We start from the raw sequence: 13,641 nt of genomic DNA on the forward strand, positions 1-13,641 counted from the left end.
GCGATCGCTCTACATATTTACACAATAACAAAAACAAGGGTGAGCAAATAGTTGCCGACCCTTGTTTTTGTTAGAAGTTAAGGGAATATCTGCCTCCACGATCAAGCGCACGTTTGTAAGCAGGTCGCGCATGAATGCGATCAACAAATTCTTTGAGCTTTGGCCAGTTTTCGGCCTCTTCCCTTTGCATAACTATTACTTCGAGGGGAAAGCTCATTTGGATATCGGCGGCGGTGAATTCCTCCCCTGCAAACCATGTACTTTTACGAAGTTCACCTTCTATGTAGTCAAAATGAAGTTTGATCTGAGGCCCGACGAATCCATTAACAACGTTGCTGTCTCCTGCCCCGAAATTGTTCAATACTATCCACATTACCAGAGGTGGCATTGCAGAGCCTTCGGCGTAATGCAGCCAATATGTATAGCGCAGATGCTCAGGTGTATCGGATGCCGGAACTAGCCGACCATTGCCGTAGCGATTAATGAGGTATTCGATGATAGCGCCTGACTCAGCGATGGTGAGGTCTGCATCTGTGATCACTGGTGACTTACCAAGGGGATGGACTTGGCGCAGTGACTCCGGTGCTAGCATCGTTTTTGCATCGCGTTCATAGAATTTGATCTCGTATTCAATACCTAATTCCTCAAGCAACCACAGCACACGCTGCGATCGCGAGTTGTTAAGATGATGCACAACTATCATAAAACGTTCTTCTTCTGGTAGTTTATTGCTATCTGAGTCTCGGCTAAATTTCAACTATATTATTAGACAAATTTGTTCAGCCTAACTCTCCTAATTGGCTAGTTTTCTTGTTTCTAATTGGTATAAGTTTGAGTTAGTTGGTTTTAGATAAATCACAAACTGGCGCATCTGCTTTTGCAAAAAGCGACGATAGACGCACAGGCAATACTCAATTATCCGTTTGTTTCATTTATGGCTTTAGTCATTGCCGGGGAACGTAGTGGAGTGGGCAAGACAACAGTCACACTCACCCTTTTAGCATCTTTACGTCGTCGCGATCGCCTGGTGCAATCTTTCAAGGTAGGCCCAGACTACATTGATCCCATGTTTCATCAACACGTAACTGGCCGTCCTTGTCGCAATTTAGACCCTGTACTGACTTCTGAAGCCTACGTTCAGCAATGTTTTGCTCGTCATAGCCAACTGAGTGAATATGCCCTAGTGGAAGGGGTGATGGGATTATTTGATGGAGTTAAGGGGAGTAGGGATGAGGGAGTAGGGGGAGCAGGGGAAGAAGAATTATTGATTAATGGCCAATGCCTAACAGATTTTGCGAGTACGGCACACATTGCGCGGCTTTTAGATTTACCTGTGGTATTGGTGATTGATTGTAGTCGTTTATCTGGTTCTGTGGCTGCGATCGCTCACGGCTATCGGTCTTTTGATCCCAGAATTAAAATAGCTGGGGTAGTATTAAATCGTGTGGGGAGCGATCGCCATCTCTCTCTACTGAAAGATTCTCTCGAACCTTTACAATTACCCATTCTCGGCGTGCTGCGTCGTCAAGATAACATCACAATTCCTGATCGCCATTTGGGTTTAGTACCCACAGCAGAACTTCCCGAACTCAACGCTTTAATTAATCGCCTCGCCGATTTAGGAGATACTTGCTTCGATTGGCAAAATTTATTACCTTTATTAAAATCAGAACCATTCCCCAGTACAGAAGCGATTAATCGCGTCTCTCCCTACTCCTCATCCCCAGTCAGGATTGCAGTAGCCCGCGATCGTGCTTTTAATTTCTACTACCAAGACAATCTTGATTTGCTGCAACAACTTGGCGCAGAACTGGTTTTCTGGAGTCCCTTAGAAGATGCTGCACTACCAAAAGATGTGCAGGGAATGTATTTTGGCGGAGGTTTTCCAGAAGTTTTTGCCCAACAATTAGTAGAAAATTCCAGCGTTCGTAATGCAGTGAAAACAGCAATTTTTCAAGGAATGCCGACAGTTGCCGAATGCGGAGGATTGATGTATTTATGTGAGCAAATTATCGATTTTGAGGGTAAATCTTGGTCGATGGCGGGAGTTTTACCAACATCTGCTGTGATGGGTGGGCGTTTAACTTTAGGCTATCGCCGGGCAGTAGCTTTGCAAGATAATTTGTTAGTGAAGGCAGGTACAACTGTTTACGGACATGAGTTTCATCGTTCCGATTTAACCTTGACTCCGATTCAGCCCTTATTTAAAACTTATCGTTACGATTGTGACGAAAATATGGGATGCGAGGGATGGGGTTTGCCTGCAAATATTCATGCTTCTTATGTACATCTGCACTGGGGAGAAAGAGGAGAAATTCCCCAACAGTTTCTTAAAGAATGTCGCAAACTAGCATCTATATAAATAAACGTGGGTTTACAGCGCTTTTCAAGTAATTGAATTACACCACTCCCTACTCCCCATACCCCTAATCCCCACTTCGTGGGCAGGGCTGTTTCATTCCATTTCAAACAGGATTTGTCAAGATGGTTAGCGATAAAATTGTAAGTAAGGGTGACAATAATATGAACATTTAAGCCCTTAAATATCACTAAAATAGTTCATTTTCTCGGCACGCTGGGAACAAAATAACCAATTTTTAATTGCTAGAACCCTTGATTTTTAAAGCTCTTTGGGGAATGAAACAGCCCTGCACTTTGTGGGGGCCCCGAGTTCCCCACTCCTCGTCTCATCTGTGGTCTAAATACCTGAAAAATGCTGTAAACAAGCGCAAAACCTAGTAATATGAATTAAAAACTATCAGAGAATTAACTCCGCAAAGAGGTGACACTGAGATCGTCATTCAACTTGCGAATCAGACGGGATAACTCACGAATAATATTCACCGCAATTTCGGGAGTTTCTTCGATCGCATCATACAGCTGCTCTTGCGTCAGTTCCAAAAATTCGCAAGGTTCCAAAGTCGTTGCACTGGCGGAACGAGGTTGAGTATCAAATACTGCCATTTCACCAAAGTATTTTCCCTGTTCCACCTCTGCCAACTGTTTATTGCCAATGTGAACTTTTACTCGGCCTGACACAACAATATAGAGCGATCGCCCTTCTTCTCCCTGCCGAAAAATCGTGTAATTAGTTGGAAATGACAATTCGTTCATTACTGAAGTGAGCCGCACAATAAAATCATCCCGCAATTCCTTAAAAATTGGGACTCGCCGGACAAATAATAAACGGTCAACACTGGTTAGCATAATTACAAGTTAAATATCAAACATTACTGTAAATTTTAAAACTTAAGCTAGGGCGCGATTAGTCATATTAACCGATGTTGAAGGCTACCCGTCAAGAATATCTTAAATTTTACCAACACAAAACCACTTACCATCTCTTCAATCAAAGCGATGCCTACGGTGGTCACTGAGCCTATCGTTCGCGCAGCGTCTCGTAGAGAAGTGCGCTAAACTACACACATAAACTTCTCAAACTCAGTATTAGGTATTCTCTCGTTCCCATGCTCTGTGGCTGATTAAGGCTGTTTCGCATCAAACATTGAGTCAGAGTGTCAATGAATACATTACCATGCGGAGCATAAGAACGAGGGAAACATAAAGGGTTAAGTTATTAATCACTTTTATTTATCGTATTAAAAAACAAGAGTATTTGCTTTTATTTGGTTGTCAGCCCTAATATTTAGTTCATGAGCTCCAAGGTACCTTGCTGAGAAACAAAAATCACCAATTTCATTAGAGGCAATAGCTTCTAAAAACTGGGGAACTGGCTGGTAAAACAGTCAGAAAATCTCCTGAACTGCCCTGACATCGGGGAGCAGAGAAGGATTAGGACAAAAAGCATTGAATTATCGTGAGCAACAATTATGAGTTGGTTAATTAGTACATTAATTATTGGAATCTCTACTGCTTTTGCAACCACCTTTGACGACAATTTATATTTGACAGCTTTCTTCGGAAAAGTCAATCGCAGCTTTCGTCCTAAGCATATTGTTCTCGGTGAATTTCTGGGGTTCACAGCCTTAGTCTTTGCTAGTCTCCCTGGTTTCTTCGGCGGTCTGATTATTCCTAGCACCTGGATTGGTTTGCTGGGTTTGCTTCCCGTCGCCATTGGTATCAGTAATCTCATCAGTCAAGAGGAAGAAGACACAGTGCAAGCTGTGTCAATTGACTTAACCTCTCGTGTCAAATCTGGACGCCAGAAGAAATCACTATTGGAAACCATCCGCGATCCGCAAACCTACCGCGTTTCTGCTGTCACCATTGCTAATGGAGGAAACAACATTGGGATCTATGTACCATTGTTTGCTAGTAGCAATCTTCCAAGTTTGGGTGTAATTCTGTGTGCTTGCTATTTCACTGTTGGGATGTGGTGCTTACTCTCTTACAACCTGACTCGTAATCCTCTCATGGCTCCCGTTTTAACTCGCTTCGGTCGAAAAATCTTCCCCTTTGTCTTAATTTACTTGGGACTCTCTATCTTAATTAAAAGTGAAACATATCGGCTTTTACCTAGTCTGGCAATGCTTTCTCATTATGGATGAGGCGATGTCTACGACGGGCTACGCCTACGCACCCGCTCTGAAAACTCGAAATTCTTGATGGGTGCTATTTTCCTGATGTAACCAAAAAAATCAGCGATAATTTCCCATCTGAAAAGATTTTTTAATCACTTTAATTTATCAATTTGAATCACAATAATATTTGCTGTTATCAATCAATTTATCTAAAGTGAGAATAAAGCACATTATTGATGCCTCTTATAAAAGCAAGCCCAGCACTACGAATCATCAAAGGAAGGAACTAATGAATAAACCAAATCCAAACAAATTAACTCAGTGGATCGTAACAGCAGTATTTCTGCTACTTGTAGCAGGATTTTCACTCCTTGACCAGCAAGCAGTTAAAGCTCAAACACTAACACCATCCATACCTACAGAATCTGAATTCGTTCCCGTAATATCTCCGGTTACACCGCCAATGGAGTCTGTTACTTCCCCAGTAATATCTCCGGTTGCATCGCCAATAGTATCTGTGGCAGAAAACGTTAGACATTTATTACAAACCAATGAATGTATCGGATGTAATCTGACTGGAGCAATGTTAAAGGATGCAAATCTGCAAGCGGCAAACTTGAAGGGTGCTAACTTACAAAATGCAGACTTAGAAAGGGCTAACTTACAGCAAACAAATTTACAAGGGGTAAACTTTCAAGGAGCAGATTTAGGTAAGGTAAACCTTTTGGGAGCAAACCTTGTAGGAGCAAACCTATTTGATGCAGACCTAGAGAAAGCTAACCTGTTGGGAGCAAATCTGCAAATGGCTAATCTACAGGGCGCAGACTTGGAAAAGACAAATCTCACAAATGCAAACATCCAAGGAGTTAACCTGATGGGGGTTGATTTAGAAGATGCAATCAGACCGGAAGGATTCACTGTTCAGTGATTAAACTGAAGTTATCCGTGCAAACTTAATAAAAAAGTTCAATTGCCTGATTCAGTAATGAATACAGGCTTTATTTTTTAAAATGTAAGTTAGACGGGATTATTTTTACTAACAGGATACCGTTACTTCGCCATGTCGGATCTGTATCATACAAAATCGCCAAACTCATAGCAGGTTTCGCAAATTTGTCAAAAATTTGCAGGTTGTAAGAAAACATTCTTTATGCAAAAGTATCTTCTGATTTTGCTTGGATCTCTACATGGATTAATAGCCAAGTTTATTGTCCTTGAATTTGCCAGACTTTAACTAATTTATCTGCATATCTCCTATCAAGTTCTGCTTTGCGGGCAAGTTGATTGAAATTCCTTATCGAGAAATTCGTGGGGACGTTCACAATTAATTAGTTATGCTGTTTTGGGAAAGAAAAATTGCATTGCTTGGGGAAAGTAAGCTTCTAAAATTTCTTTCCACGGGCTATCATGATCTGCTCTTTCTAGTTTCTCGCTCATCAGTTGATTGCTATATGAGCTAGTAATCCTAAATCATTTGTGAACAACAAGATCCCCGATTTTTTAGAGAAGTCAGGGATATGAGGCTAGTGATTTTCATCAATATAAAAAGGATTTGCACGAAAATAGCAGTCGAACTCACGTTTTTAAAAGTTTGTACCCATGTAATTGTCGGAACTTGCGATCGCCACAATAGTAGATAAAGGAACTTCCGCAAAATATTGTCGCTGAAATTGTTCTTCTCTGACAGCAGCTAAAAATCTTTCCACTGCTGCCTCAGTCAAGTTTTCTGCACTATCGCTTGGATGCCAGGTGATTTGCAAATAACGGTCTTGTCGTTTGACTGTGAACCCTAAATATTTTAAAGCTTTGATGCCTACAAATAAGGTTTGGTGGGTGATGCCGATTTTTTCTAAAAGTTGGACGCGGGTAACTAGTTGATTTGTGCGACTAAGATATTTGGCAATTCCGACAAGAGTCAGCCAAATTTGATTAGGTGGTTGGAGGTTGGGTTTAGACCAAGCGATCGCTAATTGTTGGGAACTACTTATCGTTAGACATCGCCGCAACCACGCGCGTAAATCATCCCAATTTGTCGGACAATCTTCAAGCAATAGTGGGGGAGACGCGATTAATCGCGTCTGTACTTGGGAGTCAGAAGTGGGGAAGTTACGCCAGTCTAAGATAAGTGGTGTTAGCGATAGCGGGGCGTTTAGCCCATTTTGAGTGCTGTTAGCGGTAGCGGGGCGTTTAGCCCGTGCTGAGTTAACACTGGGACACACGGCAATTAATCTGATTTCATAACGTTTTTTGAAGGTGTTGTAGTCTAGTTCGGCTATGCAATCACACCTTCCTATGGGTAATTCATCTTTGTAGTGTCCCCACCATATACCCGGAAAAGCACTTCTGCTGGAATCATCCCGAATATCAAACTCGGTTTTAATGTACTGTACCTTTTTCCCTTGCCAATCCTGCTGATTGCGATGCCAAGAATTTTCAAACCAGCAGTTTTGAATTAGCAATTTCGGAACAGGATTACCCATTCCACAAGGTTCTAGCAGTTTGAGTTCCAAAAATAACTCTTTTCCCAAGTCTGCAACTGTTACCGTCAAGTCTGCTTGCACAGTTGGCGTTAGGGTTGTACTACCTAAAGATTGCCGTAACTGCTGATTAATCGCTGCTGTAAATAAAGGAATATTCTCTACTAGCAAACTCAAACCTGCTGCAAAAGGATGTCCCCCAAAGCGATGTAACAAATGTGCTTGGTCTTTCACCAATTGGTATAAATCAACAGAATTCACCGAACGGGCGGAACCACGAGCTAAGGATTGGGGACTTGTACTGAGCGACTTGCCTTGAGCGAAGTCGAAAGGAGTCGAAGTATTGGGAATTGGGGATTGGGAAAATTCCTCCCCAGTCCCCAGTCCCTCTGTACTTAATAAAATAGTTGGGCGACCTGTTTCTTGTGCTACCTGTCCAGCAACTAAGCCCAAGACACCCGCAGGCCATTGGGCATCTTCTAGAACAATGACGCTAGTGGTTGATAAGTCTAATTGAGTAAGTTTTTGTGCTACTTGCGCTTGCACATCCTTTTGCAAAGATTTGCGGCGGGTGTTTGCGAGTTCTGTAACTTCGGCTAGTTCGTTACAACGTTTGACATCTCGACTAGTTAATAATTCAACGCAAAAACTAGCATCGCCTTGGATGCGGCTGACAGCGTTAATTCTTGGCCCCAAACCAAAGGAAATATCTGTGGGGCGATCGCCACTTTTCTGACACAATTCTAATAATCGCCCTACCCCCGGACGCCGACGCGCTGCTGCTGGCTGTTGAAAATCTGCTTGCAATCGTTGAATTCCCATCTGTGCTAAATAGCGACAATCTCCACTTAACTGCACTAAGTCGGCAATTAATCCGACTGCTACTAAATCTAATAAATCTTCTAACGGATGTTTTGCAATATTAGGCAGACTTTGATATAATGCTTGCACCAACTTATAAGCTACCGCTACCCCAGAAAGATTGAATAGCTGATGTTCTCTGGGTAAATAACGAGGATTAATTATTGCTGCGACGGGTGGACGTTCGGCGGGTAAGGTGTGATGGTCTGTAACTATTACGTCTATACCTAGTTGGTTGGCATAGATAATTTCCTCTATGTTTGTGCTGCCTGTGTCACAAGTAACAATTAATTTGCAACCTTGTTTTGCAAGGTGATCAATCTCTTGATTATTGAGTCCGTGAGATTCTTTCAGGCGATTGGGAATGTAATAAATTAACTGAGTATTTTGTGTAAAAAATTGCCCCAATCCATCCCAAAGTACAGATGTGGCGGTAATCCCATCAGCATCAAAGTCTCCCCAAATGGCAATTTTTTCTTTGATGTTATATGCTTGTTGCAACCGGGTGATCGCTAAGTGCATTTCTTGCCCAAACTCAAACGGATTCGCTGGTTGATAAGCTTTGTGGTTAATAAAAGCTGTTAATTGTTGACGATCTTTAATTCCCCGTTGCCACAACAATTGTGCTGCATATATTCCACTTGATGCGGGTGTATGCTGTTTCACCGCTTGGATGAACCACTCTGGAGGTTGTTCGGTTGCTGCTATAGTCCACTGTTGTTCTGGCATAAAAGAAAGTTAGGAGTTAGGAGTGGGAAGTTAAAAATTGGAAACTGAAAAGTGAGAGGCTATTTATAAACAAAATATTAAGTAGAGTGTGTTACGGCAAAAAGTGAATATAGATATATAGCAATTCTCATTTTAATGAGATACACGGGTAGGGACATGGCAATGCCGTCTCCCTACGAGCATTTTATAAATAGTTTCTTAAAAGTTTTAACTCCTAACTCATAATTCCTAACTCCTAACTTTTGTTAAATTGATGATTGATCGTCGATTGTTTGAGATTCACTCACTAGGGGATTTAGAACTACTTCATTAGCGACGCTATCGGGTTTGCGGGCGCGAATTGCTGGACGCGATCGCCTGTAACCTGCTCTTTCAGCTTTTTGGTGCTCGTAATCAATTAATCTGCCATAATATTCATGCTTGCTTAAATTCATCGACAAGAAAATATGCTGGCGGATATTACCAAAACCTTTGCGGTTAAAAAACTTTAATGCTGAAGTATTGGTAGGATCAGTGTCTACCAGCATAAACCGCGCCCCATCTTCAATCATCCGAGCAACAACTTTATCAACCAACTTGTCTGCTACTCCCCGACGCTGAAACCTCGGGCTAACTCCCAGCCATAAAATGTATCCATAAGTCCAAGATGCTTTGGTAATAATAGTTCCCAAAATGAATCCTGCTAATTCTCCGTCTGTTTCAGCCACAAGACAATATTCTGGGTCGGTGTTGTAAAGTCCAATCACTTCCCATTCGTCCCAGGTGCGGTATAAATAAGGATATAAATCGCTGGTAAATAACCCTTCTCCCAAGTGATAAATGGGAGCAATGTCATCAATTCCTAATTCGCGCACATAAATGGCTTCAGTTTCGTCAAAGCTTGACATAAATTTAGAATTTGTGATTATTTATAGTGAAGAATTTTAAATTTATTAATTTGTTGTTTATTGAGAAAAATAATATTTATCGAGCTTAGTTATTTTAATTAAAATATTTTTAATTACCTTAAATTTAAAAAAAAGACTTTATATTAATTTTTAACTTTCGATAATAATGAGTATAAGGAATCTATTTTAATAAGACAATACTACAGATATAGCAGTCCTAAATCATTTGTAAAAATTATATATATCTCTTCTTTTTTCTTTCCTTTGTGTCCTTCTCTAACGAGACCTACAGGTTCGCGTAGCGTTCCGAAAGAAAAGCGTTCTTCTCTAAGAGACGCTGCGCGTTGGCGGAAGCGGAAGTCTCTTGTAGAGAAGGTGGTTCGTTTCCTTATCTATATTTTTCAGGACTCATTTAGGATTGCTATAGAATTAAAGTGAGACTTCTTGAATACTATCAAAATTGGGCAATGAGTCTTTCATTGCTTCTTCAATAACTTGTGTGCGATCGCACCGTTTGGCAAACTGACAATAATCACAGGTTTTGCTACCCTCCACCACTTGCGGAAACTGCTGGTTGTTTTGGTAATTTTCCAGCCAAATAGTTAACTGGCTTAACAGTCGATTAAGTTTCTTTGCTATTTGTGTATGTTGAACAGTATTGTAATTAAACTTAATATTTTGCGGTTTCCCCTCAGATTGCACAAACCAGTAAGTCATCGAAATATTTTCTGGCAAATAGTCGCTAGTTTCTGCCAATACATAGAGATAAAGCCGTGTTTGCCAGTTGGATTCTAACTTGCGTTTATTGGGTGGTTTAGGATAAGTTTTCCAGTCGAGAATTTGGGCTTGTTGATTATCTGCAATCAATAAATCATAGACAACCGTCAGCAAATAATCCTGAACTTGCAGAGTTCGGTAGTGTTCACTCTCACGGAAAGTTTGATTATCAGATACAGCCGTTAAAATTTCTGGGGCAGCATCAGCAAAAGCTAGCATCCAGCTTTGCAGTTTAGCATCTGCTTGCAGGAAACTATCAATTGGCAGACCCATTTCTCGCTGCTGCATTAGCAAGTGAAAGCGACTACCCAAAGTTTGCCGTTCTTCTTGTTCAGGATTTGAGGGCGAATTGAGTTGTTCTAGGTAGGTATGTTGAAATTTACGCGGACAAGCTTCTAGTAAGTTGAGTTGTCCTTGAGACAGTCGCAGTAGTTGAGTGGAAGTTGACAGCATTCTTCTATTTTAGAAGCAAATTATAATCTACAACTCACCTTTGGCAAACTATCTGTAAAAAACAGTGATTTTTTTACTGCCTTCACAGATAGTTTTCATGTCTGCTATTTCAACTCATCCTGATCTACATTATCCTGGTTATTGGAATATTTAGTTTTTTATTGAGACTTGATTGAGCCAAAGCTATAGACCATAGCTATTTTAACTATGTCAAAATATGCTGGGTGATTAGCTTTGTTAACGATCGCCAAAGAAATTGACCCTGCCACTAAGATGATTAAAAGTGGCGAAAGTGTTTCTCCCCCAGAGCCGTTGCTGTTGTTTGACATGATATAATCTCCTAGTGGGAAGCCTAGTCCTAACTTGCACTTAACCCAAGAAAGTTGCTAAAACTTCACTACGAACCTAAAATTGCAATTTTGTTGCTGATGATTGGGTGAGGAATCAACTCCAAGACTTAACAATCATGGCGATCGCAAATAGACAAAACGGAGTTTATTTTTTTATGGGCGTGCAGATGAATTATCCCGACTAAAGCGTTGGGTAGTTCAAGAACACTGCTGACTCATAGCACTACTAGGTATGGGGGGAATTGGCAAAACGGCCTTGTCTGTGAAGCTGGCAAACGAAGTTCAGGAGAATTTTGGCCACATCATTTGGCGAAGTCTTCGCAGTGTTCCACCTGTGCAAGAGATGTTGCTAAACTTGATCCGATTTGTATCTGATGAGCAAGAAAAGGATTTACCAGAAACTGTAGATGCTCTAATAACGCTGCTAATTTATTATTTACGAGAGCACCGTTGTCTTGTGGTCGTGAAGTTATCGAATGTACGTAAAGGTAAGTGTATCAAGACTTTCCAAGGGCATACCAAATGGATCTGGTCAGTGGTCTTCAGTCCTGATGGCCAAATTCTCGCTAGTGGCAGTGAAGATGAGACAATTCAGTTTTGTTTTGGGAGGTGACAACAGGCGATTGTCTGAAAACTTTCAGACCCGATAAACCCTACGAAGAAATGAATATTACTGGGATTACAGGGTTAACATCGGCACAGATAGATACTCTCAAAGCCTTGAAAGCCGTAGAACAATCGAAAAAATAAAAGGTAAAAGGGTGAATTTTACCAAGTTCCTTCATCCTTTTACCTTTTTTATGTACCTGATGCTTATTTCATGTTAGCCCTTGCGTCCTTCACTGCGGCAAAGAAAAATAATCCTGTGAGTGGAATGCTCAATGCCAGGATAATCGCAGTGGTCGTGAAACCAAAATCTGGTTGCCCGTAACTGAGTTCAAAAATCGAACCGACAGCTGCGATCGCACTTACACAAGAACCACCGAGAAATAAACCGCTTTTTGGAGTTAAATACACAACTAGCCCCCTATTTTATTGGTTTCACGGTTTGATACGAGAAGCCATTCTTAGATAGCTCCTGGGCTAAAGTCAAGGAGTTTTCCACACGGTCTACAAATACCACGCCGTTAAGGTGATCCATCTCGTGCTGAATGCAGCGTCCCAAGAGGTCATTAGCCTTTAATGTCCGGGGACGACCGTATTCGTCTTTATAGGCAAGTTCTACGACTTCAGGGCGCTTTACGTCTAGGTATACGTTAGGAATACTCAAGCATCCTTCTTGGGCTACGGAGATGTCGCGGCTTACTTGTTTTATGGTGGGGTTAATCAGTACCAAAGGTGGATTAGCTGCATTCTCTGGTTCCAGGTCGATGACAATTAGTTGTTTGTGAATTCCCACTTGGGGTGCAGCCAAACCAATGCCATCTTTGCTATACATAGTTTGCAACATTTCGCGCACTACTTGGCGGAGTTCGTCATCAACTTTCGCAACTCGCTTTGCAGCTTGACGTAGGACGCGATCGCCTAAATAATGCAGCTCCAAAGGTGGATTTTTTAACTTTTTTTTCTCTACAGCAATTTCAGAGGGCATGAGTCTTTATGGCTAGATGGTGAAAATTCCTACTATCTTAATTCTATCAATCTCGTAACTAGTGAGTGCTGAGTCATGAGTTATGAGTTATGAATTATGAGTTATAAATTTTTGACTGAGGTAATTTGTGTTTAAATTTTTCACGAAACTTGACTACCTGCTTAAAGAAACTTTCCTGGGTTTACTGCGGGGAGGTTGGATGAATTGGGCAGCTGTAAGTACTGTTACGGTGCTACTGTTTTTATTCGGCTTGAGCTTGCAAACCTCTTGGCAAGTTGAAAAACTCCTTTATCAGTTTGGTAATCAGCTAGAAGTTTCAGTTTATCTCGAACCGGATACGCAAGCCCAAACCATTGAGCCACTGATCGCAAAAATGCCAGAGGTAGCGGCGATACAAAGCATTACCAAAGAGCAAGCTTGGACTAAGTTAGTTAAGGAAATGAGAATTTCTGATATTGAGGGGGCTACACAGCAGCTAGGTGATAACCCCTTAGTTGATGAAATGAAGGTGAAAGCGAGTAATTCTCAAGTTGTACCAACTTTAGCAACGCAGTTGGCTAAATTGCCGGGAGTTGATACGGTGGAATATGTGGATGAAGCAGTTAAACGCATTGCTCAATTGCACCAAGGTCTGAACTGGATTACTTTAACAATTACGATTATTCTGACTTTAACAGCGATCGCAGTGACTACTACGACAATTCGGCTGATTGTCATGGCGCGACGCCAGGAAATTGAAATTATGCAACTAGTGGGAGCAACCTCTGCTTGGATTTACCTCCCGTTTATTTTACAAGGAATTACCTTCGGCTTAGTTGGTGGTGCGATCGCTTGGAGTTTCATTTCAGTGATTCAACAGTTTCTCGGTAAGTTGCTAGCCAATCAACCCGAATTTATTCAAGCTATTACCAACGGGGTGCAACTCACCCCAGCCCAAATTTTACTCTTGCCCCTGATTCTCTTAAGTTTCGGTTCAGCTGTAGGATTAATGGGAAGTTTATTCGCTGTCCGACGTTTTGCCAAAGGTTAGTCATT

At 41.4% G+C, this 13,641-nt stretch carries 14 protein-coding genes and 1 pseudogene; 6 read left to right on the plus strand and 9 right to left on the minus strand.

Annotated elements, in window-relative coordinates; translation table 11 throughout:
• Positions 1 to 70 precede the first annotated feature (70 nt).
• On the minus strand, positions 71 to 703 hold the full coding sequence (locus tag V7L20_RS09965; protein WP_442943526.1) for a glutathione S-transferase family protein: 633 nt from the start codon (positions 701 to 703) through the stop codon (positions 71 to 73).
• 231 nt (positions 704 to 934) lie between these two features.
• On the opposite strand from V7L20_RS09965, the gene V7L20_RS09970 reads away from it, so the two are divergent.
• Positions 935 to 2,362 carry a cobyrinate a,c-diamide synthase gene (locus V7L20_RS09970; RefSeq protein WP_334744040.1) on the plus strand — a complete coding sequence of 476 codons (1,428 nt, stop codon included), beginning with the start codon at positions 935 to 937 and terminating at the stop codon, positions 2,360 to 2,362.
• Between the two features lie 404 nt (positions 2,363 to 2,766).
• Here the strand turns inward: V7L20_RS09970 and V7L20_RS09975 are convergent, their stop codons facing one another.
• Positions 2,767 to 3,207 carry a Crp/Fnr family transcriptional regulator gene (locus V7L20_RS09975; protein WP_334743925.1) on the minus strand — a complete coding sequence of 147 codons (441 nt, stop codon included), beginning with the start codon at positions 3,205 to 3,207 and terminating at the stop codon, positions 2,767 to 2,769.
• Positions 3,208 to 3,830: 623 nt separating this feature from the next.
• On the opposite strand from V7L20_RS09975, the gene V7L20_RS09980 reads away from it, so the two are divergent.
• Positions 3,831 to 4,508 carry a cadmium resistance transporter gene (locus tag V7L20_RS09980; RefSeq protein WP_334743926.1) on the plus strand — a complete coding sequence of 226 codons (678 nt, stop codon included), beginning with the start codon at positions 3,831 to 3,833 and terminating at the stop codon, positions 4,506 to 4,508.
• Between the two features lie 262 nt (positions 4,509 to 4,770).
• Complete coding sequence (locus tag V7L20_RS09985; RefSeq protein ID WP_334743927.1) at positions 4,771 to 5,409, plus strand: pentapeptide repeat-containing protein; 639 nt, start codon at positions 4,771 to 4,773, stop codon at positions 5,407 to 5,409.
• A 121-nt stretch (positions 5,410 to 5,530) separates the two neighbouring features.
• On the opposite strand, the pseudogene V7L20_RS09990 reads toward V7L20_RS09985, so the two are convergent.
• The 5 genes and pseudogenes from V7L20_RS09990 to V7L20_RS10010 all read right to left on the minus strand — a co-directional run.
• Positions 5,531 to 5,810: pseudogene (locus tag V7L20_RS09990) on the minus strand (hypothetical protein); the annotation flags it as partial.
• Between the two features lie 254 nt (positions 5,811 to 6,064).
• Positions 6,065 to 8,548, minus strand: a complete 2,484-nt coding sequence (locus V7L20_RS09995) for a single-stranded-DNA-specific exonuclease RecJ (RefSeq protein ID WP_334743928.1) — start codon at positions 8,546 to 8,548, stop codon at positions 6,065 to 6,067.
• Positions 8,549 to 8,793: 245 nt separating this feature from the next.
• On the minus strand, positions 8,794 to 9,435 hold the full coding sequence (locus tag V7L20_RS10000; RefSeq protein ID WP_334743929.1) for a GNAT family N-acetyltransferase: 642 nt from the start codon (positions 9,433 to 9,435) through the stop codon (positions 8,794 to 8,796).
• A gap of 429 nt (positions 9,436 to 9,864) precedes the next feature.
• On the minus strand, positions 9,865 to 10,665 hold the full coding sequence (locus V7L20_RS10005; protein WP_334743930.1) for a PD-(D/E)XK nuclease family protein: 801 nt from the start codon (positions 10,663 to 10,665) through the stop codon (positions 9,865 to 9,867).
• Positions 10,666 to 10,823: 158 nt separating this feature from the next.
• Positions 10,824 to 10,994 carry a hypothetical protein gene (locus V7L20_RS10010; protein ID WP_334743931.1) on the minus strand — a complete coding sequence of 57 codons (171 nt, stop codon included), beginning with the start codon at positions 10,992 to 10,994 and terminating at the stop codon, positions 10,824 to 10,826.
• 283 nt (positions 10,995 to 11,277) lie between these two features.
• Here V7L20_RS10010 and V7L20_RS10015 point away from each other — a divergent pair, with 283 nt between their 5' ends.
• Together V7L20_RS10015 and V7L20_RS10020 are read left to right on the plus strand one after the other, a co-directional pair.
• On the plus strand, positions 11,278 to 11,628 hold the full coding sequence (locus V7L20_RS10015; protein ID WP_442943522.1) for a WD40 repeat domain-containing protein: 351 nt from the start codon (positions 11,278 to 11,280) through the stop codon (positions 11,626 to 11,628).
• Complete coding sequence (locus tag V7L20_RS10020; RefSeq protein WP_334743932.1) at positions 11,625 to 11,765, plus strand: hypothetical protein; 141 nt, start codon at positions 11,625 to 11,627, stop codon at positions 11,763 to 11,765. The genes V7L20_RS10015 and V7L20_RS10020 overlap by 4 nt, the downstream gene beginning before the upstream one ends.
• 63 nt (positions 11,766 to 11,828) lie before the next feature.
• Here V7L20_RS10020 and V7L20_RS10025 read toward each other — a convergent pair whose 3' ends face one another.
• Positions 11,829 to 12,032, minus strand: coding sequence for a hypothetical protein (locus V7L20_RS10025; protein ID WP_334743933.1), 204 nt, complete (start codon positions 12,030 to 12,032; stop codon positions 11,829 to 11,831).
• Between the two features lie 10 nt (positions 12,033 to 12,042).
• Positions 12,043 to 12,606 (minus strand): peptide deformylase, encoded by a 564-nt coding sequence (gene def / locus V7L20_RS10030; RefSeq protein WP_334743934.1) that lies wholly within the window; start codon positions 12,604 to 12,606, stop codon positions 12,043 to 12,045.
• Positions 12,607 to 12,733: 127 nt separating this feature from the next.
• Here def and V7L20_RS10035 point away from each other — a divergent pair, with 127 nt between their 5' ends.
• A complete protein-coding gene (locus V7L20_RS10035) occupies positions 12,734 to 13,636 on the plus strand; it encodes a cell division protein FtsX (protein ID WP_334743935.1) in 903 nt (300 codons plus the stop codon).
• The last annotated feature ends 5 nt before the right edge of the window (positions 13,637 to 13,641 follow it).

It is taken from the genome of Nostoc sp., from assembly GCF_036916735.1.
Taxonomy (GTDB): domain Bacteria; phylum Cyanobacteriota; class Cyanobacteriia; order Cyanobacteriales; family Nostocaceae; genus Nostoc.

Excerpts from the sequence above, each read along its gene's own strand:
- V7L20_RS09965 (WP_442943526.1), bottom strand. The coding sequence starts at position 703 with ATGATAGTTGTGCATCATCTTAACAACTCGCGATCGCAGCGTGTGCTG.
- V7L20_RS09970 (WP_334744040.1), top strand. The coding sequence starts at position 935 with ATGGCTTTAGTCATTGCCGGGGAACGTAGTGGAGTGGGCAAGACAACA.
- V7L20_RS09975 (WP_334743925.1), bottom strand. The coding sequence starts at position 3,207 with ATGCTAACCAGTGTTGACCGTTTATTATTTGTCCGGCGAGTCCCAATT.
- V7L20_RS09980 (WP_334743926.1), top strand. The coding sequence starts at position 3,831 with ATGAGTTGGTTAATTAGTACATTAATTATTGGAATCTCTACTGCTTTT.
- V7L20_RS09985 (WP_334743927.1), top strand. The coding sequence starts at position 4,771 with ATGAATAAACCAAATCCAAACAAATTAACTCAGTGGATCGTAACAGCA.
- V7L20_RS09995 (WP_334743928.1), bottom strand. The coding sequence starts at position 8,548 with ATGCCAGAACAACAGTGGACTATAGCAGCAACCGAACAACCTCCAGAG.
- V7L20_RS10000 (WP_334743929.1), bottom strand. The coding sequence starts at position 9,435 with ATGTCAAGCTTTGACGAAACTGAAGCCATTTATGTGCGCGAATTAGGA.
- V7L20_RS10005 (WP_334743930.1), bottom strand. The coding sequence starts at position 10,665 with ATGCTGTCAACTTCCACTCAACTACTGCGACTGTCTCAAGGACAACTC.
- V7L20_RS10010 (WP_334743931.1), bottom strand. The coding sequence starts at position 10,994 with ATGTCAAACAACAGCAACGGCTCTGGGGGAGAAACACTTTCGCCACTT.
- def (WP_334743934.1), bottom strand. The coding sequence starts at position 12,606 with ATGCCCTCTGAAATTGCTGTAGAGAAAAAAAAGTTAAAAAATCCACCT.